General features: G+C 63.7%; 17 protein-coding genes. 7 read left to right on the top strand and 10 right to left on the bottom strand.

From position 1 onward, the window contains the following. Positions 1-259: 259 nt before the first annotated feature. Together P9273_RS04210 and P9273_RS04215 are read right to left on the bottom strand one after the other, a co-directional pair. Positions 260-1,825, bottom strand: a complete 1,566-nt coding sequence (locus P9273_RS04210) for an ABC transporter substrate-binding protein (protein ID WP_278047751.1) — start codon at positions 1,823-1,825, stop codon at positions 260-262. 16 nt (positions 1,826-1,841) lie between these two features. After that, entirely contained in the window at positions 1,842-3,365 is a 1,524-nt protein-coding gene (locus P9273_RS04215; protein ID WP_278047752.1) for a sulfatase family protein, read from the bottom strand. Between the two features lie 108 nt (positions 3,366-3,473). Here P9273_RS04215 and P9273_RS04220 point away from each other — a divergent pair, with 108 nt between their 5' ends. Together P9273_RS04220 and P9273_RS04225 are read left to right on the top strand one after the other, a co-directional pair. Next, positions 3,474-4,388 carry a LysR substrate-binding domain-containing protein gene (locus P9273_RS04220; protein ID WP_278047753.1) on the top strand — a complete coding sequence of 305 codons (915 nt, stop codon included), beginning with the start codon at positions 3,474-3,476 and terminating at the stop codon, positions 4,386-4,388. 366 nt (positions 4,389-4,754) lie between these two features. Further along, positions 4,755-4,856, top strand: a complete 102-nt coding sequence (locus P9273_RS04225; RefSeq protein WP_278047754.1) for a LysR family transcriptional regulator — start codon at positions 4,755-4,757, stop codon at positions 4,854-4,856. A gap of 238 nt (positions 4,857-5,094) precedes the next feature. Here P9273_RS04225 and P9273_RS04230 read toward each other — a convergent pair whose 3' ends face one another. From P9273_RS04230 to P9273_RS04265, 8 genes are all read right to left on the bottom strand, one after another. After that, the gene (locus tag P9273_RS04230; protein WP_278047755.1) at positions 5,095-6,759 is read right to left on the bottom strand and encodes a glycerol-3-phosphate dehydrogenase/oxidase; all 1,665 of its coding nucleotides are present in this window, start codon (positions 6,757-6,759) and stop codon (positions 5,095-5,097) included. Next, a complete protein-coding gene (locus tag P9273_RS04235) occupies positions 6,756-7,523 on the bottom strand; it encodes a DeoR/GlpR family DNA-binding transcription regulator (RefSeq protein WP_278047756.1) in 768 nt (255 codons plus the stop codon). The genes P9273_RS04230 and P9273_RS04235 overlap by 4 nt, the downstream gene beginning before the upstream one ends. Further along, positions 7,520-9,046 (bottom strand): FGGY-family carbohydrate kinase, encoded by a 1,527-nt coding sequence (locus tag P9273_RS04240; RefSeq protein ID WP_278047757.1) that lies wholly within the window; start codon positions 9,044-9,046, stop codon positions 7,520-7,522. The genes P9273_RS04235 and P9273_RS04240 overlap by 4 nt, the downstream gene beginning before the upstream one ends. 72 nt (positions 9,047-9,118) lie before the next feature. Next, on the bottom strand, positions 9,119-9,991 hold the full coding sequence (locus tag P9273_RS04245) for a DeoR/GlpR family DNA-binding transcription regulator (RefSeq protein WP_278047758.1): 873 nt from the start codon (positions 9,989-9,991) through the stop codon (positions 9,119-9,121). 143 nt (positions 9,992-10,134) lie between these two features. Further along, positions 10,135-11,082, bottom strand: coding sequence for a D-ribose ABC transporter substrate-binding protein (locus P9273_RS04250; protein WP_278047759.1), 948 nt, complete (start codon positions 11,080-11,082; stop codon positions 10,135-10,137). Between the two features lie 114 nt (positions 11,083-11,196). Beyond that, the gene (locus P9273_RS04255; protein WP_278047760.1) at positions 11,197-12,249 is read right to left on the bottom strand and encodes an ABC transporter permease; all 1,053 of its coding nucleotides are present in this window, start codon (positions 12,247-12,249) and stop codon (positions 11,197-11,199) included. 20 nt (positions 12,250-12,269) lie between these two features. After that, a complete protein-coding gene (locus P9273_RS04260; RefSeq protein WP_278047761.1) occupies positions 12,270-13,808 on the bottom strand; it encodes a sugar ABC transporter ATP-binding protein in 1,539 nt (512 codons plus the stop codon). Continuing rightward, positions 13,805-14,455: a DUF2291 family protein gene (locus P9273_RS04265; protein WP_278047762.1), complete on the bottom strand. Its 651-nt coding sequence runs from the start codon at positions 14,453-14,455 to the stop codon at positions 13,805-13,807. Before P9273_RS04265 ends, P9273_RS04260 begins: the two co-directional genes overlap by 4 nt. Positions 14,456-15,201: 746 nt before the next feature. Here P9273_RS04265 and P9273_RS04270 point away from each other — a divergent pair. The 5 genes from P9273_RS04270 to P9273_RS04290 form a co-directional block, all read left to right on the top strand. Beyond that, positions 15,202-16,803, top strand: a complete 1,602-nt coding sequence (locus P9273_RS04270; RefSeq protein WP_278047763.1) for an FGGY-family carbohydrate kinase — start codon at positions 15,202-15,204, stop codon at positions 16,801-16,803. Then, positions 16,793-18,310 carry a glycerol-3-phosphate dehydrogenase gene (locus tag P9273_RS04275; RefSeq protein WP_278047764.1) on the top strand — a complete coding sequence of 506 codons (1,518 nt, stop codon included), beginning with the start codon at positions 16,793-16,795 and terminating at the stop codon, positions 18,308-18,310. The genes P9273_RS04270 and P9273_RS04275 overlap by 11 nt, the downstream gene beginning before the upstream one ends. After that, the gene (locus tag P9273_RS04280) at positions 18,310-19,242 is read left to right on the top strand and encodes a sugar phosphate isomerase/epimerase family protein (protein WP_278047765.1); all 933 of its coding nucleotides are present in this window, start codon (positions 18,310-18,312) and stop codon (positions 19,240-19,242) included. The genes P9273_RS04275 and P9273_RS04280 overlap by 1 nt, the downstream gene beginning before the upstream one ends. 40 nt (positions 19,243-19,282) lie before the next feature. Beyond that, positions 19,283-20,245 carry a sugar-binding transcriptional regulator gene (locus P9273_RS04285; protein WP_278047766.1) on the top strand — a complete coding sequence of 321 codons (963 nt, stop codon included), beginning with the start codon at positions 19,283-19,285 and terminating at the stop codon, positions 20,243-20,245. A gap of 7 nt (positions 20,246-20,252) precedes the next feature. Continuing rightward, positions 20,253-20,563 (top strand): triose-phosphate isomerase (locus tag P9273_RS04290; RefSeq protein WP_278047767.1); only part of this gene is annotated, 311 nt, incomplete at its 3' end.

The following is a 20,563-nucleotide window of genomic DNA, read 5'->3' on the forward strand; positions in this document are numbered from 1 at the left end:
GGAGTTAGACCGTTTGGCCAAACGGTATCAAACCAATTCAAACCGTTTCACTAAATGTCCCTCGCCGTGCTGTGGCCGAAGGATCAATCCAATTGCCTACAATGGGTTTCGCCGGGCCACACAAATCCACGAAGGATTTGGACGAACCACCAAGCTTTGACTTTCTTTGTAAAAGCTGTCCTTCAGCGACTGACATTATCCTTGTTCGCCAACAGGCTATGAAGCGGTTCGCCAAAGTCGATTGACGGAGCAGGTTCGATCATGTGGCCAGCCACACGCGCTCAGCCACGCGATGGTCGCTGAGCAGGAAGTTGGGATTGGGAACAAACCCCTTCACCTCTTGGCGTGCCGCGTCTATCCAACTGGCAAAGGCCGGGATGATGGTGGGGCACTCGTCGTGGATCATCTGCTGCAGTTCGAAATAGACCTCGCGGCGCTTGGCCGGATCGGCGAACGAGCGTGACTCCGCAAGCTTGCTGTCGAAGCTGTCGTTACGCCAATGCGTCTCGTTCCACGGCGCGCTCGAGGCGTAGACGGAGGAAAACATCATGCTCGCCGAGGGCCGGCCGGCCCAGAAGGAAGCGACCCATGGCTTCTTCAACCAAACGTCGCTCCAGTAGCCGTCGTCGGGCTCGCGCTTGACGTTGATGGTGATACCGGCGGGTTTGGCCGATTGCGCGAAAAGCTCGGCCGTGTTCACGGCCTGCTCGAACGCCACCGGTGCGACATGCAGCTCGAGTGCGAGTCCACTTTTGCCGGCTTTCTTGAAGTGGAAGCGAGCCTTGTCGGGATCATAGGCGCGCTGTGCGATGTTCGGGTTGAAGCTTGGGTCACTTGCGGCGATCGGATGGTCATTGCCGACACGTCCGTAGCCGGCCATCAACAGCTTCACCATCTGCTCGCGGTCGATGGCGTGCTTGAGTGCCAGGACGACGTCGGCATTGGTGAAGGGCTCCTTGGTGGCGTCCATCGGCAGCGAGAAATGCTGTTTGCCTTCGGTGACCACCAGATAGGCTCGCGGATCCTTCTTGAGAAGCGGCGCGATCTTGTAGTCGATACCGTTGACGATGTGGACCGAGCCGCCCTGAAGGGCCGAGACGCGAGCCGTGGCATCGTTGATAACCACCGTCTCGACCGTATCGACGTGGCCGCGGTCCCTACGCCAGTAGGTCTCGTTGCGTACGGCCGTAGCGCGCACGCCGGGTTGGAAGGCGGTAAGCTTGAACGGGCCAGTGCCGACCGCTTTCGACCAGTCAGTGAAGCCCGCCGGAACGATGGCAAAATGCAGGTCCGACAGCACATAGTCCATGTCGGGATTGGGCGTCTTGAGCAGAATCTCGACCTGCGTTGGCGATGCGGCCCGCACTTCCGCGACCTCGGCGACCAGGCCCTTGGCTTTTGATTTCGTCTTGTCGCCGATATGCAGGCCGAGCGAGTATTTCACGTCTTCGGCATCGAACGTCTTGCCGTTGTGGAATTGCACGCCTGGCCTCAGATTGAGGATCCAGCGCTTGTTGCCGTCGCTGGCCTCCCAGCTTGCTGCGAGCTCCGGCGCCGGCTTGCCGTCATCGCCGATCTCCACCAACGTGTTATAGACCTGCCGCGAGACGTTGATGGAAAAGGTGCCGATCAGCTGGGTCGGGTCCAGTGTATCGGCGGAGCTGCCGCCGTTGAGGCCAAGGCGTAGCGCGCCGCCCTTGCTGGGCGCCTCGGTACGTCCGGCATGGGGAAACGCCGCCGTGGCGAAGGCAGCCGCAGCGGCCGTCTTGATGAAGCTGCGGCGATTCATGCTATCCAGGCTCGAGAAGACGCTTCTGTCGTTCATGTCATTCTCCCATTGGTCAGTAGGCGCCAAGGACTTCGTTGAACATCAGCGGCCGTGGCGGCAGCCGCTGATCGAGAACGGCATTCAGCGCGCTCGACTGCGCGCTGAGCGCTTGCTCGGGAAACAGATTCCAGTGCTCCCAGGGATCTTCGCGAAGGTCGAACAACTCCCCCCACGCCGGCTGGTTGGGATAGCGCGTGAACCGCCACTCCTTGGAGATGATGGATTGGTTGTAGAGGCAGGCGTCACGCCGCGGATGATATTCGGCGAACAGGAAGTCGCGGACATCGGCGATCCGGCCGTCGATCAGCGGCTTGAGATCGGTGCCGTCGGTCTTCGGCGCCGGCAGTCCGAGCAGCGATGCGATGGTCGCGAACAGGTCGAGATGACTGGTCAGCGCATCGAGGCTTGTTCCGGAACGGATGCCTGGACCGCTGAGAACCAGTGGCACCTGCAGCAATTGCCGGTAGGGCGGGGGTCCCTTGCGCAGCAGGCCGTGGTCGCCGAGCAGCTCGCCATGGTCGGCAGTGAAGAGCACATAAGTGTCGTCGAGCATGCCGGCGCCGTCCAGGGCCGCGACCATCCGACCAACGGCATCGTCGATCATCTGGATCATGCCATGCGTGTGGGCGATCGCGGCGGCCAGCGTTTCGTCGGAGATATCGTCGGTGCGCAGAAGGAAGCCTTGCTCACGCGGCTGCTCGCCGCTGGCGATGTAGGGCGCTTTCGCCGGATCGTCGCCTTCGCCGAGATAGGCCGGCATGCGCTCCAGCTCGCCCGCCAGGATGGTCGGCTTTGGCATCCGCTCCGGTCGGAACAGATCGCAATAGGGCCGGGGAGGGGCGAAGGGATGGTGCGGGTCCGGAAACGAGACGAACAAGCCGAAGGGCTCCGGCTGCCCGCGCTGGCTCTCGATGAAGTCGATGGCCCGGTCCGCGATCCAGTTGGAGTAGTGCAGCTCGGGCGGCACAGCGCTTTTCCAGACTTCGGTTAGATCCAGCGCCCGGCCGTCGGGGCCGGCGTCTGGCTCGTAGAGGTCCACCACTTCGGGATGGTTGTGCCTGAGCCAGGCGGCGTAGTGCCCGGCGCGGATGGATTCGTTGGCTTCGCCCATCACGAGGTCGACACTGTCGAAGCCGAAATAGGGGCCGTGCCAGTCCTCGCTGCCGGGCCTTTCCCAGTAGGCAAGCGATTCCGGCATGTCGCGTTCGGCCGGCGCGAGCAGCGGCTGGAAGTGGAGCTTGCCTACGCCCCTGGTCGCATAACCCGCCTGCGACAGGGCCTGCCAGAGATTGGGCAGCCGCTCGTCGAGCGCCACGCCGTTTCGCCAAAGACCGTGATGGCGCGGATAGAGCCCCGTCGCCATGGTCGCGCGGCTCGGCGAACAGATCTGGTTGGGGGTATAGTGCCGATGGAAAGTTGCGCCGCGCGCGGCGATGCGATCGATGTTGCTGGTGTGCGCGACGCGATTGCCCGTGACAGACAGCGCGTCGTAGCGCATCTGGTCGGCGCAGATGAAGATGAAGTTGGCTCGCTTCACGACGGCTCCGCCCGTTTTCCCAAGCTTGCAGCTAGGGCCCGAAACGCAGCGAAATCAAAGATCAAGATTTTTGTCCCGTATGTGCTAATCCTATACCGGGAGGAAGAGATGCGGTTTTCCGGGCTCAGCGTTCGTCAACTGGAGGCCTTCGAGGCGACGATGGTCGCCGGCTCCGTGTCGGGCGCTGCTATTGCGCTCAATGTCTCGCAGCCGAGCGTCAGCCGGCTGTTGCAGGAGCTGGAGATCGACACCGGCCTCAGCCTGTTCGATCGCTCGCACGGCCGGCTGGTTCCGACCGAGCAGGGGCTGCTGTTCTACGGCGAGGTCGGCAAGACCTTTCACGGCGCGCGCAATCTGATCATGGCGGCGCAGGAGATCCGCGAATTGAAGCGCGGCGTCGTACGCATCGGCACGCTGGCGGCGATGTCCTTCAAGATCGTGCCGGAAGCCATTCGGCAGCTTCGGGCGCGATTTCCGGAGGCCAGGACCACTATTGCGGTGCGCAGTTCGACGGAAATCGTCTCCTCCGTCGCCTCGCGCCTGACCGACGTCGGCTTGGTGGACGCGGGCGTTTCCTTCCTCGATGCCAAATGCGTCGCCACCTTCGAGCGCAACAGCGTCTGTGTCATGGACCAGAACCATCCACTCGCCGAAAGCGAACTGGTCCGGCTGGAGGATTTTCGCCGCTATCCCTTTGTGTCGTTGGGCGAACTCTATTTCCGGCGCAGCCGCGACGGCGCCAAGCTGCTCGAAGTGACCGCGGCCAACACCGTCGCCGACATTTTCCAATCGTTCCTCGCTTGCGCGCTGGTCAGGGGCGGTCCCTCGCTGGCTGTCATCGATCCATTCACTGCAAGCTTCTATTCTGAGTTCGGACTGACACTTCGGCCAATCGAGCTCAACATTCCGTTTCGCATCTCGATTATCGTCAATGATCGGTCGGCGACGGGGGCGGCGGCCGGCAAGGTCATCGAGGGGATGACCGATCTGATCGCCCAAGACTGCACCACGGGTCCGAAATAACAGCTCAGCAGTTGAAGCGGACAGGTGCCCGGCGCAATTCCGACTGCAGCTTTGCGCCTGACATCTGTCGTTCAAACCCGCTTGTGCAACACCGGAAAGCAGACCTATTTTCAGATCGCTGCCCGGCGGTGCTCTTTGCTCCACAGCCGCTCAACAATCCCCTGGTGCGATGATTGATTTCGATCAGTGCTGGTCCAGTGACGTCGATCATCCTTGGGCGGAGCTGTCCTCCCGGTCCAGACGGCATCTGTCACCGTTATACCCACTTGGTGGACGCGCGGTGCAGAGCCGCGGTCTTTACGGACGAGGTGCCGCTATGAACTTTGTCGACATGGACCTCAACTTGTTGCGCTTTTCGATGTGGTGATGCGTGAAAGAAGCGTCACGCGCGCGGCTACCGAATTGGGCAGAACACAATCTGCTGCAAGCCACTCCCTTGGCCAAGCCTCGGTTTCTATTGCGGGATGAATTGTTACCAGAGATGCGGCCGACGCCCGGGGCAGTGGAGTTGCTGTCTGACATTTCTCTGCGCCGGCGTAAGCTCGTGACGTCCAGAGCAAGGGACAATGCGGGGCAATAAGAAAATCCAGCTAAATCAATGATCTAGAAGGCTGAAAAACAATCGAGTGGGAGTAGAGGGAAAACCGCGGCAATAGCGCAGTTTCGGCGTACGATGTTCGCACCCATGAACGGCAACGGACCCTGGCTAGTCAAAGCTACATCGGTGCCGCTCCGTGAGCTCCTTTGAAGTCGCTTCCAACTCATTGTCGCGCCGCCCGGCGCTCCACGCCAGCGCGGCCGCTGCGGTGTCGGCAATTTGTTTAAGGTTGCTGCGGCTGAGCCGGCCCGTAACCGCCAGTGCGGTGCGGCGCATGACAATGTCCGCCAGGTGGACGACATTTTCGTTGCGCGCCAGCCAATCAATTTCCGCCAGCGTATATTCGAACGCACCGGCAAGCGGCTCCGCCTGTCGTTTGGCTTCGTGCGCCAGAATGAGTCGGGCCGTCGTGCCATAGCGGTCGAGGAGTACTTCGGCGCGGGCCGCCGATGCGCCCGTCTCAGCCGTGACAGCGGAGATCCAGCGGGCATGCGCAGACGCATCGGCCGGAAAATCACGGCCGCCGCCGATGGCGAGGCTTTGCGTGCTTACCCGCCTTGGCTGACCGAGCCTGGACAAAACCATGTCGGCTACCTCTTCGGCGAAACCACGAAAGGTTGTCCACTTGCCGCCCACCAGTGAGACGATCGGCCAATTCCGGCCAACCTCGATTTCCATGACGGGAGCCGAGTGGTCACGGCTGATCAGGCCCGGCGCCGTGCCGTCCGATGCGGGCAGCGGGCGAATGCCTGAATACGCATAGACGATCTGCTCGCGTCCGAAGGCAAGACCGGGCAGGAGCTCGCGCAGGCTCGCCAGGAAATAGTCGATCTCGTCATCCTCGCAGCGCACGGTTTCGGGGTCGTCGGCGTGGATGTCGGTCGAGCCGACCAGCGCCCGGCCGAGATAACCGAACACCAAGCATATGCGGCCGTCATTGGCTTCGAAATAGATCATGCGGCCGTTCAGCGCCCGCAGCAGGTCGGGATGGTCGAGAACGACGTGCGAGCCCTTGGTGCCGCCGATCAGCCGTGACGGCGCGCCGAGCGCGGTGTTGACATGGTCGATCCATGGTCCCGCCGCGTTGACGACGATCCGCGGCCGGAAGCCGAGTTCGCCGCCCTCGGGCAGGGCGAAGCGCACGACGCTGCCGTCGCTGCCCAGCAATTGTACATAGTTGAGAGCCTCCGATTCAGGGCTCGCCCTGACACCGTCCTGAAGAAGTTCAAGCACCAGCCGCTCGGGATGACGGACCGTGGCGTCATAGTAGGTGCCGGCCGCCACGATGCCTGGTGTCAGCGGCGGTATCTCGCCCAGCGCCCGTGCTTTCGACCACATGCTGTGCCGGGGCATGACGCGGCGGCGGGCGCCGTAGAAGTCATACATGGCAAGGCCGATCTTGATCAGCAGAACGCCGCGGCCGCGCGGAGCGGTCGTGCTGCCGAAAAGGGTGCGCAGCGCGGCTCCGACGCCCGTCAGCCAGGAAAAGATCGGGATGACGGTCGGTAGCGGCCGCACGGCATGCGGGGCGTTGCGCAGCAGCAGGTTGCGCTCCAGCGTCGATTGCGCGACGAGGCCCAGCTCACCCGTTTCGAGATATTTGATGCCGCCATGGATCAGCCGCGACGGCGCGGCGCTTGTGCCGGAACCGAAATCCGCCTTGTCGACGACCGCGACCCGCAGGCCCTGTTCGCACAGGTCGCGAAACAGGCCGGCGCCGTTGATGCCGGCGCCGATGATGAGGACATCGACATCGAGAGTCGTTCCGGTCATTGCACCGGAACGATCTTGAGATTGACCCCGGCCGCCTTCAGCCTGCCGGCAATCTCGTTGGGAAGGCCGTCGTCACAGAGCACCAGATCGAAGTCGGTGAGGTCGGCAAACAGGTGCAGCGCCACCTTGCCGAACTTGGAGGAATCGATGAGCAGCACGCTGCGCGAGGCCGCTGTCGCCATGGCCTGCTTCACGCGCACCACCTGGGGGTCCTGGATCAGCGTCGCGGTCTTGTCGATCGCCGAGGCCGAGCAGATGAGCAGATTGACCCTGATCTTCTGCAGCGCATTCTCGCAGATGTGACCGATGAAGGCGTTGTAGGTCGGATGGTATTCGCCGCCGAGCAGGATCAACTTCAGCTCGTCCTTCCCCACCAGTTGCTCCGCCAGCGACAGGCTGTTGGTGACGACGGTCAGTGGCGCGATCTGGGGCAGAAGCGGGCCGAGCGCGTTGGCGGTGGTCGAATCGTCGAGCAGCACGACCTGCCCGGGCTGGATCTCGGCCAGAGCCGCTTGGGCAAGCGCCCGTTTGGCCGCCGCCGCATGCGTCTCGCGGAAACGGAAGAGGCTTTCGTAGACGCCGGACGGTTGCGCGCTGACCGCGCCGTGCAGCTTGCGCAGCACACCCTGGCGCGCCAGCTCATCGACGTGGCGGTGGATCGTCATGCGCGAGACGCCGAACGCCGTCACGAGCTCGTCGATGCGCGCCTCGCCATGCTGAATGACATATTCGGCAATATCCTGCCGGCGATTGTCCGCGTTCATCGCTCTCCCCCTTCCGCGAGCGCTTCGATCGATGGCCAAGCCTCTGCGAGGCGGCTGGCGATCTCGCAGTGCAGCCGGTAGCGCTTGTCCATGGCAGCGCTGCGCTCGGGGTCGGGCCGGTAGGTGCGGCCAAGTGCTGCGAGGTCGCGCGGATCGTGCCGCGGCGAGGCGAACAGGCCGACGCCGGCGCCGGCGCAGAGCGCGGCGCCCCAGGCGGCGGCTTCCTCCGTCTCGGTCACCGTGAGCGGCATGGCGAGCACGTCGGCGAAGATCTGCACAAAGGTCGGGTTGCGGGAAATGCCGCCGGTCAGCCGCGCCTCGCGCGGCGCAAAACCTTCGCGCAGCGCATCGACGTGGACGCGATGATTGAAGGCAATGCCTTCGATCACCGCCCGCAGCATGTCGCCGCGGTCATGCCAGCCGCGCAGTCCGAGAAAGCCGGCGCTGGCATCCGGGCCATGCGGCGAGCCGAACAGATAGGGATGGAAGAGCAGCGTCGAGGGCCGCGCCAATGCCGCCTCGATTTCAGGGCCGACGGTGGCGTGGATCGAGCGTCCGTCGGTTTCCGCCGCCGCCCGCTCGGAACCGCACAGCGTGTCGAGGAACCAGTCGTAGTTTGCTGCCGATGCCGGCGAGATCGACATGTTGTTCCATTCGCCGGGCTTCAAGCCGTTGCGGCAGAACCAGCGGGCGTCGATGCGCGGCGCGGCGGAGACTGTCTCATTGATCGAATAGGTTCCGGCAACGACGGCGACCACGCCTTCGCCATAGCCGCCGATGCCGAGCGCCGAGGCCGTCACGTCGTGCAGGCCGGCCACGACCGGCGTGCCGGAAATGAGTCCGGTATACCGTGCGACTTGCGGGCTGATGGCGCCGATATGCTCGTCCGGCCGCGCGACCGGCGGCAGTGCATCGGCGAGCGCCTCTAGACCGAAGATCGAGAGGATGTCCGGCGCGTAAGCTTGGCTGTCCACCGACGTGAAGGAGGTGCTTGCTTCGGTAAGATCGGTGCCCAGGCTGCCCGTCAGGCAGAAGCGCAGCCAATCCTTGCAGGCGAGCACGTGGCCGATGCAGGTAAAGCGCTGCGGCTCCCGCTCGCGCATCCAGGCCAGCAGCGAAGACGGCGCCGAGGCGTGCGGCGTCTGGCCGGTCCGCGACAGCGCCTTGCCGGCCGTCCCGTCGGTTTGCCACCGGGCGGCAATTTCTCCGGCCCGGCTGTCCAGCGACAGGATGCCGTGTCCGAGCGGTTGGCGGTCACGGTCGAGTATATAGAGCCCGTCGCCATGGGCGGTGGCGGCGACCGCTGCGATGTCCGTGGGCGGTCTGCCGCAGCCGGAGACCGCTTCCGCGATCGCTTCGGCGGCGGCGCGCCACAGCTCGTTCATGTCGCGCTCGACATGACGCGGGCCGGAGATGATCTGCGGCACCCGACGTCGGGCCATGGCCAGCGGCGTGCCGGCCTCGTCGAAAATCACCGCCTTGGTGACAGTCAGGCCGCTATCGATCCCCAGCAGACAGGGCATGCGCTCCTCGCCATGCACATCGCGTGCTTGAGGCTTTCACATAGCATCATGTTAAGTTAACATCAACTGCTGTTACAATAAGCTAGCTGTAACATTGTCTTGGCGCACGGCCGCGACGACGACAGTTACGCCCGCTGCCTTCATCTCCTCGACTTGGCGGGGCGGCGTTCCGTCGTCAACGACGATGACGTCGAACTCGTTCAGCGCGCACATGGCGTGCAGCGCACGGCGCTCGAACTTGGTGTGATCGGCAAGCAGGATGCGCATGGCGGCACTGTCGAACATGGCGCGCTTGGTCTCGACCATTTCCGGCGACTGGTGGAACACCATGCCGTCGGTGATGGCCGACATCGACATGACGACGCGATCGGCCCTTAGTCGCCGAATCTCCGTGACCGTGACTGGCCCCATGAAGGCATTGCACCAGTTGTAGAACTGGCCGCCAAGCCCGAGCAGCGTCAGATCGCGCGTGTCCTTGAGCTCATTCATCAGGGTGATGGAATTGGTGATCGCGGTCAGCGGCACGCGCGCGGCGAGGTGCGGCACGAGCTGCAAGACGGTGGTGGAATCGTCGAAGAAGACCGCCTGGCCGGGTTCCAGGAAGGCCGCCGCCGCCTGCGCGATCGCGCGCTTCTCGGCTCCCTGGCGCGAGGAGCGATAGACGTCGCTCGATTCGATGAGGCTGGTCGGGGCGGCCGAGACGATGCCGCGCGTCTTGCGCAGCAATCCCTTTTCGACCAGTTCGTCCAAGTCGCGATGCGCGGTCATCAGGCTGATGCCGAAACGCTCGGTGAGATCCTCGATGCGCATCGTACCCTCGGCCATGACGGTCTCGGCAATCATGCGGCGGCGCGCCAGTTGGCGCGCGTGGCGGCTGTCGGCGGGTACTTGATCCCCGGCAAAGGTCCTCAACGCCTGCTCGGGCCGAATCTCGCGATCTGTCATCCAAGCCTCTCCTGCCGATGCCATTCGCATATCTGGCGCCGATGGCAAGCAGGCTCCTTAGGGGCGAGCAGGGTTTTGTGCATCGCATGCCTTTACGCGGCAGGAAAAGGGGCGCGCAACGTTGCGCGCCCCGATCCGACAGTTCACTGGGAAAGCGTGAACGGCCCGGTGTATTTGTCGACATTGTCCTTGGTGATCAGGGCGCAGTCGAAGAGCTGCTTCTCGGAGGCAGCACCTGTCGAGCCGGTCTTGATGAACTTGTCGGCCTGCTTCACGGCTTCGGCCGAGAAGACCGCGACAGGCTGCAACACCGTGTACTGCATTTCGCCCGCTTTGACTGCGGCGACCGCGTCCGGCGAGCCGTCGAAGCCGCCAACTTTCACTTGGGAGAGCTTGCCGGCTTCCTTCAGCGCCGCGATGGCGCCGAGGGCCATCTCGTCGTTGCCGGAAATGACGCCCACGATGTCGGGGTGGGCCTGTAGCAGCGACTGCATTTTCTGGTAGCCCTGGGTGCGGTCCCAGTTAGCCACTTCCTTGCCGACCTTCTTGAGATCCGGATACTGGGTAAGCACGGTCTCGTAGCCGTTCGAGCGCGTCGCCGCGTTATTGTCGGCCGGATTGCCGAACAGCTCAACATAATTGCCCTTGTCGCCGATCGCCTCGACCCACTGCTGCGCACCGATCGCGGCGCCCTGGGCGTTGTTGGACACGAGCTGCGCCTTGGCGAGACCATCCTGGTTGATCTCGGCGTTGACCAGGAAGACCGGGATGTTGGCGGCGATCGCCTTCTTGACCGCGCCGATTGAACCGTCGGCATTGGCCGGGTCGAGAATGATCGCCACCGACTTGTTGGTGATGGCGGTGTCGATCATTGTGCTTTCGGTGTTGGTATCGCCCTTGTGGGCACTGACATTGGCGGTGTAGCCGAGGCTCTCGGCCGTGGCCTTGGCGACCTGGCCCTCCGTGAGCCAATACGGATTGGCCGGGTCGGTCACGATGATGCTGATCAGACCCGCCGCCCAGGCATGGCTAGCCATCAATGGCAGCGTGGCGGCGGCGACCAAGAGCATCCTTCTGGCTTTGTTGATCATTTCTCTCACTCCCTCTTTACAGATTGCAGTTGCGGATTGCGGTCTGCCGATTTTCTCGGCCTTCTTTCCGGTCGATCTCCTTGCGTCCGGAGAAGCTTTTGGCGAGGCGCGGCGTCACCGTCGGATGCCGCGGGCCCCGTATTGGATGGTGTTCATGAGCACGGCGAGCACGATGACGGCGCCGGTGAAGACGGTCTGCCAGTAGGAGGACACGCCGATGATGACGAGGCCGTCCGAAAGAAAGCCGATGACGAAGGCGCCTAGCATGGTGCCGCGCACGGTACCGCGGCCGCCGGTCAGCGCGGCGCCGCCGATGACCACGGCCGCGATCGCGGTCAGCTCGTAGGTGGTGCCGGCGGTTGGTCCTGCCGACGTCAACTGCGAAGATAGCACTAGGCCGGCGATGGCCGACAGGATGCCGGAAAGCGTGTACACCGTGATCTTGACCCGCTTGACCGGCACCCCTGACAGGTCGGCTGCGTTCTCGTTGCCGCCCGCGGCATAGAGCCAACGGCCGAAGGAGGAGCGACTGAGCATCAGCCCGGTCAGCACGGCGAGGGCCGCCAGGACCAGAACGCTGATAGGCACCCCGAAGAGCCGGTTGAAGCCCAGCCAGTCGAAGCCGGTATTGCCGAGGTCCGGTCGGCCGGCGAGATTGTTGTAGGTGAGGCCGTTGGTCATCAGCAGTGCGATGCCACGCGCCATGTACATGACGCCCAGCGTGGTGACGAAGGCCGGCACCCTGAACAAGGCGATGAGGATGCCGTTGAGCGCACCCAGCAAGGCGCCAAGCGCGCAGGTCAGCACGACCACCGCCCAGACAGGCGGAAACAGGATGACGCCGAGCGGTTTCAACTCCACGCCCTGAATGAGCGCGCCGGCGACGACGCCGCAGAGCGCCAGGATCGAGCCGACCGAGAGGTCGATGCCGCCGCTCAGTATGACCACCAGCATGCCGATCGCGAGTATGCCGTAGATGGCGACGTGCGAGGACATGATCAGCACATTTGAGACGGTGAGGTAGTTCGGTGACAGGAACGAAAAGACGATGATGATGGCGATCAGCGCGAAGAAGGCGCGGCCCTTCAGCAAGAGCTTGATGGGACTGGTTGTCCCCCTCGCGGCTGCGGCCGGGGAAGAGATGCCGTTGGCGCTCGGTTGCGTCATTGTTCTTTCGCGTGCTCCGCTCAGGCCGCCACGGCCTCGCCCGAGGCGGCCATGATCTTTTCCTTGGTGATGTCCGAACTGAACTCGGCAGAGATCCGCCCGCGCCGCATGATGATGATGCGGTGGGCGATCGACAGGCATTCGTTCACTTCCGATGTGGTGAAGACGATGGCCTGCCCAGCTGCCGCGTGGTGAGCCAGAATCCGGAACACCTCGGCCTTGGCGCCGATGTCTATGCCACGGCTTGGTTCATCCAGCAGAATGACCTTGGGATCGGTGGCGAGCATCTTGCCGATGACCACCTTCTGCTGGTTGCCGCCGGACAGCGATCCGATCGGCACGTCAGGTCCGTCGGTCTTCACGGTCACGTTCCTGATTGATTTCTGGATCAATGCCCGCTCGAGCTTGAGGGATGTGAAGACCCCGCGCGTGAACTCCCTGATCGAGGCGAGCGAAAGATTCTGCCCGACCGACATCGTTTGGACGAGGCCGTCGCGCTGGCGATCCTCGGGCACGAGCGCAAGGCCGCGGGCGATGCGCTCGCCAATGGCGAGCTGGGAAATCTCTTTGCCCTCGAGCACGATCTCGCCGGAGGTCGCGCTCAGTTTGCCGGCGATGGTCTCGAGCAGTTCCGTCCTGCCGGCTCCCATCAGGCCGTAGATGCAGACGATCTCGCCGGCTCTGACATCGAGCGACATGCGGTCGACGACGTTGTAGTCGCCGCCGGCCGGATCCGGGACGGTCAGGTCGCGGACCGAGAGCATGATGGGACCGAAATCACGCCCGGTCGGCGGACTGCCCAGATCATAGTTCTCGCCGACCATGTTGCGCACGATCCATTCAAGATCGATATCGGCGCGTGACGCGTAGGCGGTCATATTGCCGTCCCGCAGCACCACGGCATGGTCGGTGATCTGCAGGGCCTCCTCCAGATGGTGCGAAATGTAGACGATCGACACGCCTTTGGTGGTAAGGTCGCGGATCACGCTGAAAAGCACCTCGACCTCAGTGGCCGAAAGCGCCGATGTTGGCTCGTCCATGATGAGGATCCGGCTGTCGACCGAAAGCGCCCGTGCGATCTCGACGATCTGCTGCTGTCCGAGGCGCAGTTCCTCGACAGGGGTGAGCGGATCGATGTCCTCCTCGAGCTCCGCCAGCAGCCTGCGGACCTGGCGTTCCTCCTCCGCGTAGTCGACGCCGGTCGGGCCCGTGATCTCGCGCCCCATGAAGATGTTGTCGCGCACCGATAAATTGGGCGCGAGGCTGAGTTCCTGATGAATGATCGAGATGCCGTGGTTTCGCGCGTCGGTGGAGGAGGAAAACACGATGGGCTGGCCGTCGAGAACGATCTCGCCGGAGGTGGGCTGCACCACGCCGGAGAGGATCTTCATCAGCGTCGACTTGCCGGCGCCGTTCTCGCCGAACAGCGTCGTGACCTGGCCGCGGTGGATGTCGAAATTGACACCCTTCAGGGCCTTCACGCCGTTATAGGACTTGGCGATGTTGCGCGCCGCCAAAACCACTTCGCCGGCCGGCCGAGAGGTCGCGGCGTCGCTCATTTGACGTTGACCTTCACCGGCGTGATCAGCCAGTTCTTCGGGTTGATGAGGCGGAAAACGCCAAAGATCTCCAGCGTCTTGCCGGACAGGCTGGCGGTGTCGATACCGTCGAGTGTCGCCTTTTTCATGGCGCGGTTGATGCCCGAGCCGGCGTCCTGGTATTCGATCTGGTTCTTGAACTTGCCGAAGACGATGTCGCCCGTCGCGTCCCGAATGTCGGTGCCGTTGATGGCCGGCCCGGTCTGCACACGCACATGAATGTCGGCCGGCACGCCATCGGCCTTGAGATCATAGACGCCGGACTTCGCTTGGCCCGCCACCGCCGTCAGCCTGATCGGGATGATCGCGCCGGTCGACGATGCGGTTCCGTACTGTTTGGCGGCGGCATTCTTGTCGGCCATGACCGCCGGACCGAAGGTTGCGGCATTGACGGCGTGCTCGACGACGAAGGCCTGGATACGCGGGAACTCCTTCTCGCCGAAACGGTCGGGCGAAAACGCCTCCTGGCTGACGTCGGCGGACGATCCGATCCGCACCACCTTCGTGTCCAGCGCGATCGCGGCAAGGACCACGACGCCGAGACCGATCGCGATCGTCAGACCGCGGCGCGGTGCTGCGGGGGCCTTCGGGGTCGACAAGGCGTTCATATTCAGTGGCTTGCCGGCGATGGAACGAGACGGGCAGAAGCCGATGGGGATCCACGATGCACGCCTGCCGCCGCATCGGGATTCGCATGGTCGGGGTCGCTTGCTTGCATCGATTTTTCTCCACCCTTGGCCGGCGATGCGGCATCTTCCTCCCGCCGCATCGACGTCATCCACAGTTTCTATGTTATGTTAGTGTTATCTTTCGCGTCAAGTATGTTAGATTAAGAATTCCGCTTCAGTGCGGATTGTGGGCCGTTGGAGGGGGATCCAGCCATGCGATTGTTAAGATCGTATCTTTCGGAATGGCCTTTACTGTCGATTACTGATCGTTGAGATTACCCACCTCGCGGACACGGCATAGCAATGCTGCGGAAGCGATTTCCGCGCGGTAAGCAACTGATTCTGATAGCAATTACGCTTGCTGTGCTGTGCTGCAGTGCAAGCTGAAGCATCCGTTCGCCCGTTTGGCAGCTTTCCCGCCTGCCTGCTGAAGACGACGGGAGAGCACTTGTAGAGTTCCTCCTGACCGAAAGCAGCGTAACTGAAAAAATTTTCGATGTCTGCAAAAAAAATCATGCATGGTGTTATTTCCATGATAAGTTAGAGTGGACCGCGCAACGCGGCGGTACTCGAGGAGTGCGCAACCGTAGCCCACCTGTTCACGGGATCAGGCGGGAAGATCAGGAGGAGACTGACATTGCCCTGTTGCCGACCCAGGCATGGTCGCTCCGGACGTGGAGAGGACCATGGCCGGCGCTGACGTTATAATAGGTATCGATTCCGGTACGTCGGTCATCAAGGCGGTCGCCTTCGAGTTGAACGGCCGGCAGATTGCGTCTGCTTCGGTTCCGAACCGGTACGCATCCGGCGTCGACGGTTCGGCGACACAGTCGCTCGCCCAGACTTGGCGCGACTGCGTCGCGGCGCTTCGAGGGCTCGGCGAGAAGGTTGAAAACCTGGCGGCGCGTGCCGCGGCGCTCGCGGTGACCGCGCAGGGCGACGGCACCTGGCTCGTGGGTCGGCAAGACAAGCCGGTCGCCGACGCATGGCTGTGGCTCGATGCCCGCGCGGCGCCCACCGTCGAGCGCCTGGCCGCCGGCCCGCTCAGCCGCGCCCGTTTCGAGGCGACGGGAACCGGGCTCAACACCTGCCAGCAGGGCAGTCAGATGGCTCATATGGACCGCCACGCGCCCGAGCTTCTCGACCATGCCGAAGTGGCGTTGCACTGCAAGGACTGGCTCTATCTCAACTTGACCGGCGTGCGTGCCACCGATCCGTCGGAATCAAGCTTCACCTTCGGCAATTTCCGCACCCGGCACTACGACGACACCGTTATCGAGGCACTCGGCCTCTCCCGACGGCGCAAGCTCTTGCCCGAGATCATCGACGGCACGATGGTGACCCACCCGCTTACCGCCGCGGCGGCGGCCGAAACAGGTCTGAAAGCGGACACTCCCGTCAGTCTCGGCTATGTCGACATGGTCATGACCGCGCTCGGCGCCGGGGTGTGGGGCGGTGAGGGCGACGTCGCCTGCTCGATCGTCGGCTCGACCGGCGTGCACATGAGGGCGGTGCCCACGGGAGCCGTGCACCTCAACAAGGAGGGCTCGGGCTATGTCATCACCCTGCCGGTTCCGGATTTGGTGACGCAGGTCCAGACTAACATGGCGACTACGCTCAACATCGACTGGGTTCTCGGTCTCGCAGCGGATGTATTGAAGGAATTCGGGCAGGCCAGTCACTGCGATCTGGTCGCCAGCATCGATCGCTGGCTCGGCGACAGCCGGCCCGGCCAGATCGTCTATCATCCCTATATCTCGGAGGCCGGCGAGCGCGGGCCGTTCGTCAACGCCAACGCCCGCGCCGGCTTCGTCGGCCTGTCGGTAAACCATCGCTACCCAAGCCTCGTCCGTGCCGTCATCGAGGGGCTGGGCCTCGCCATGCGCGACTGCTACGCGGCGATGGGGGACTTGCCGTCGGAACTGCGGCTTTCGGGCGGCGCGGCCCGCTCGCAGGGATTGCGCAGCATCCTGTCGGCGGCGGTTCACGCGCCGGTGCGCGTCTCTTCGCGCGAGGAGGCGGGTGCTGCCGGCTGCGCGATGATGGCGGCGGTCGCCATCGGCGCCTATTCGGACATGGGCGCCTGTATCGCCGACTGGGTCACGCCCCTGCTCGGGCCCGCTGAGGCGCCCGATCCGGCGCTGATCGGCGTCTATGACGGGCTTTTTCCGGCATTCGGCACGGCACGCCGTGCTCTTGGGCCGGCCTGGGAGGCCTTGGCCGCCCAGCGCCGCGCCACGGCGGGCCGTTCCGTCGAGACGCCCGAAGGAGCACGCGATGGGGCTTGAGCCGAAAACGGTCGACCTCTTCGTCATCGGCGGCGGCATCAACGGAGCCGGCATCGCCCGGGACGCGGCTGGCCGTGGCCTGTCGGTCGTGCTTTGCGAAAAGGACGACCTTGCCGAGGGCACGTCCTCGCGCTCCGGTAAGCTGGTGCATGGCGGCCTGCGCTATCTCGAATATTACGAGTTCCGGCTCGTGCGCGAGGCCCTGATCGAGCGCGAGGTTCTGCTCAAAGCGGCGCCCCATATCATCTGGCCAATGCGCTTCGTGCTGCCCCACAGCCCGCAGGATCGGCCGGCCTGGCTGGTGCGGTTCGGCTTGTTCCTCTACGACCATCTTGGCGGCCGGAAGAGGCTGCCGGGCACGCGCACGCTCGACCTCGAGCGCGATCCGGAAGGAACGCCGTTGCTTGACCAATATACGCGCGGCTTCGAATATTCCGACTGCTGGGTGGATGATGCGCGCCTCGTGGTGCTCAACGCGCTCGGCGCCGCCGAACGCGGTGCCGAGGTGCTCACCCGCTCACCTGCGATCTCCGCCCGCCGCGAGGATGGCGCCTGGACGGTGACGACGAGAAACGCGATCACCGGGCAAACGCGCGTCTTTCGCGCCCGCTGCCTCGTCAATGCCGCCGGCCCGTGGGTTTCGGATGTCATTGGCCGTGTCGTGGGATCGAACTCATCGCGCAACGTGCGACTGGTCAAAGGCAGCCACATCATCGTGCCGAAATTCTGGCAGGGCGCGAATGCCTATCTGGTGCAGAACCATGACAAACGCGTCATCTTCATCAACCCCTATGAAGGGGACATGGCGCTGATCGGAACCACCGACATTGCCTATGACGGCCGCGCCGAGGATGTTGGTGCCGACGAGGCCGAGATCGACTACCTGCTTGCGGCGGTGAACCGCTATTTCAAGGAGAAGCTGCGGCGCCAGGATGTGCTGCACTCCTTCTCCGGCGTGCGGCCGCTCTTCGACGACGGCAAGGGCAACCCGTCCGCTGTGACGCGCGACTATGTCTTTGACCTCGACGAAGCCGGCGGCGCGCCGCTGCTCAACGTCTTCGGCGGCAAGATCACCACTTTCCGCGAATTGGCCGAGCGCGGCATGCACCGGCTGAGGCATATTTTCCCGCGGATGGGCGAGGACTGGACTGAGACGGCTCCGCTGCCCGGCGGCGAAATCCCCAATGCCGACTACGAGACCTTCGCCAACGGCCTGCGCGAAGCCTATCCTTGGATGCCACGCGATCTCGTGCACCACTACGGACGGCTCTACGGCGCGCGCACCAGGGACGTCGTCCAAGATGCGGCCGGCCTCGACGGCCTTGGCCGCTATCACGGCGGCCTGCTCTACGAGGCGGAGGTACGCTATCTCGTCGCCAGGGAATGGGCGCGCACGCCTGACGACATCCTGCTTCGGCGCACCAAGCACCATTTGCATCTTACCGCGGCAGAACGGGACGCCTTCGCCATGTGGTTCGAAGCCGAGCGCCTTGCCGAGGCTGCGTGATGGCGCTGACGCTTTCCCTGAACACCAACCCGCTGGTCAACCGCTTCGCCGATCCGGATGACCTGGTCGAGACGGTCGCGCGCCACCTCAGGCTGCGCGACCTGCAGCTGACGCATGAGTTCATCAATCCGAGCTGGCCGGCGCCGGTGATCCGGCGCCTGACCCGGCAGATGTGGGCGGCTCTGCGGCGCACGGGCGTGCGCGTCACAAGTGGCATGACCGGGCCCTATGGCCGGCTCAATCATTTCGGCCATCCAGACAGCGATGTGCGCCGCTACTATGTCGACTGGTTCAAGACCTTCGCCGACATCACCGCCGACCTGGGCGGCGTCTCCGTCGGCACACAGTTCGCGATCTTCACCTTCAAGGATTATGACGATCCGGCTCGGCGCGACGAACTGATCCGGATCGCCGTGGACTGCTGGTCAGAGGTGGCCGAACACGCCAAGGCAGCCGGGTTGCGTTATGTTTTTTGGGAGCCGATGAGCATCGGACGCGAGTTCGGCCACACCATCGCCGAATGCCTGAAGCTGCAGGACAGGCTGACCAAAGCCAAAATGGCGGTGCCGATGTGGATGATGGCCGACATCGACCATGGCGACGTGACCAGTGCCAATCCCGATGACTACGACCCCTATGCCTGGGCCCGTGCGGTGCCGAAGCTGTCGCCGATCATCCACATCAAGCAAAGTCTGTTGGACAAGGGCGGGCACCGCCCCTTCACCGCCGAGTTCAACGCCAGGGGCCGCGTTCATCCCGAGCCGCTGCTGAAGGCGTTCGCCGAAGGTGGCGCCGTCAACAACGAGATCTGCCTGGAGTTGAGTTTCAAGGAGCGGGAGCCGAACGATCGGCAGGTCATCCCGCAGATCGCCGAGAGCATAGCCTTCTGGGCTCGCCATATCGACACGGGCGTGCAAAGCCTGAATATCTGACCGGCTGAGAATGACCCAAGCGCGCGATTAAGGACTGAAGATGCCAATACGCCCAGGTCAACTGGACCCTGAAGGGTCGCTCGCGATTCGTGCCGCCTGGTTGCACTACGCCGGCGGGCTTACTCAGGCCGAGGTAGCGAAGCGACTTGGGCTGCCGTCGGTCAAGGCGCATCGCCTGATCGCCCGGGCTGTGGCCGATGGCGCGGTCAAAGTCTCGATCGACGGCGAGGTCATCGAATGCGCATTGCTGGAGAACCAGCTCTGTGATCGCTTCGGGTTGGACTTTTGCGAGGTCGCGCCGGATCTTGGCGAGGATGGTCTTCCGTTGCGGGCACTCGGACTGGCGGGCGCCAGGTTCCTGCGTCGCGAGATGGAGCGCGGCGAGGACAGGGTAATCGGCATCGGCCATGGCCGCACGCTCGCCGCCGCGGTGCATCAGTTGCCGCGCTTTGAGGCAGCCGGCGTCCGCTTCGTCTCGCTGCTCGGCGGCCTGACGCGCAACTATGCCGCCAATCCGCACGACGTCATGCATCGACTGGCCGAAAAGACCGGCGCACACGCCTACGTCATGCCGGTGCCTTTTTTTGCCAATTCCGCAGATGACCGCGAAGTGCTCCTGGCGCAGCGCGGCGTGCGGGAAATCTTCGAGATGTCGAACCGGGCGACGCTGAAGTTCGTCGGCATCGGCACGGCTGATGCAGGCGCCCAGCTCGTAGCGACCGGCATGATCGAGCCGCGTGAGATTGGCGAGATCACTGCCGTCGGTGGCGTCGGCGAAATGCTCGGCCACTTTTTCGATGCGCGCGGCCGGGTGTTGGAAACGACGCTGACCGCTCGCACGCTCGCCGTCGATCTGGACGGGCCGGCGGATAGCCGCATCATTGCCATTGCCGGCGGTCCGACAAAGGTCGAGGCGGTCCGCGCGGTGCTCAAAAGCGCGCAGTTGAAGGGTCTCATCACCGACGAGTCAACGGCCAGGGCTCTCGTGAGCGAAATCGGATGACCTTAGCATGACGCACCCGCAGCAAATCTGGATCGGCACGAGTTGGAAAATGAACAAGACGCTTGCCGAGGCGCGGGCCTTCGCCGGCGGGCTGCTTGCCGACCCGGAAGGCGACCCGCGTATCCAGCGCTTCGTCATTCCTGCCTTTACGGCGGCGCGTGAGGTCAAGGCGATGCTAAAGGAGACGTCCGTCAAGGTCGGGGCCCAGAACATGCATTGGGCCGACGAAGGCGCATGGACGGGCGAGATTTCGCCGGTGATGTTGAAGGACTGCAATCTGGATATCGTCGAGCTCGGCCATTCCGAGCGGCGCGAGCA

The sequence above is a fragment of the Mesorhizobium sp. WSM4935 genome, from assembly GCF_029625735.1.
In the GTDB taxonomy this organism is placed as follows: Bacteria; Pseudomonadota; Alphaproteobacteria; order Rhizobiales; family Rhizobiaceae; genus Mesorhizobium.

Bases quoted from the DNA above. Each gene is read 5' to 3' on its own strand.
- P9273_RS04210 (WP_278047751.1), bottom strand. From the start codon at position 1,825: ATGAACGACAGAAGCGTCTTCTCGAGCCTGGATAGCATGAATCGCCGC.
- P9273_RS04220 (WP_278047753.1), top strand. From the start codon at position 3,474: ATGCGGTTTTCCGGGCTCAGCGTTCGTCAACTGGAGGCCTTCGAGGCG.
- P9273_RS04225 (WP_278047754.1), top strand. From the start codon at position 4,755: ATGCGTGAAAGAAGCGTCACGCGCGCGGCTACCGAATTGGGCAGAACA.
- P9273_RS04230 (WP_278047755.1), bottom strand. From the start codon at position 6,759: ATGACCGGAACGACTCTCGATGTCGATGTCCTCATCATCGGCGCCGGC.
- P9273_RS04235 (WP_278047756.1), bottom strand. From the start codon at position 7,523: ATGAACGCGGACAATCGCCGGCAGGATATTGCCGAATATGTCATTCAG.
- P9273_RS04240 (WP_278047757.1), bottom strand. From the start codon at position 9,046: ATGCCCTGTCTGCTGGGGATCGATAGCGGCCTGACTGTCACCAAGGCG.
- P9273_RS04245 (WP_278047758.1), bottom strand. From the start codon at position 9,991: ATGACAGATCGCGAGATTCGGCCCGAGCAGGCGTTGAGGACCTTTGCC.
- P9273_RS04250 (WP_278047759.1), bottom strand. From the start codon at position 11,082: ATGATCAACAAAGCCAGAAGGATGCTCTTGGTCGCCGCCGCCACGCTG.
- P9273_RS04255 (WP_278047760.1), bottom strand. From the start codon at position 12,249: ATGACGCAACCGAGCGCCAACGGCATCTCTTCCCCGGCCGCAGCCGCG.
- P9273_RS04260 (WP_278047761.1), bottom strand. From the start codon at position 13,808: ATGAGCGACGCCGCGACCTCTCGGCCGGCCGGCGAAGTGGTTTTGGCG.
- P9273_RS04265 (WP_278047762.1), bottom strand. From the start codon at position 14,455: ATGAACGCCTTGTCGACCCCGAAGGCCCCCGCAGCACCGCGCCGCGGT.
- P9273_RS04270 (WP_278047763.1), top strand. From the start codon at position 15,202: ATGGCCGGCGCTGACGTTATAATAGGTATCGATTCCGGTACGTCGGTC.
- P9273_RS04275 (WP_278047764.1), top strand. From the start codon at position 16,793: ATGGGGCTTGAGCCGAAAACGGTCGACCTCTTCGTCATCGGCGGCGGC.
- P9273_RS04280 (WP_278047765.1), top strand. From the start codon at position 18,310: ATGGCGCTGACGCTTTCCCTGAACACCAACCCGCTGGTCAACCGCTTC.
- P9273_RS04285 (WP_278047766.1), top strand. From the start codon at position 19,283: ATGCCAATACGCCCAGGTCAACTGGACCCTGAAGGGTCGCTCGCGATT.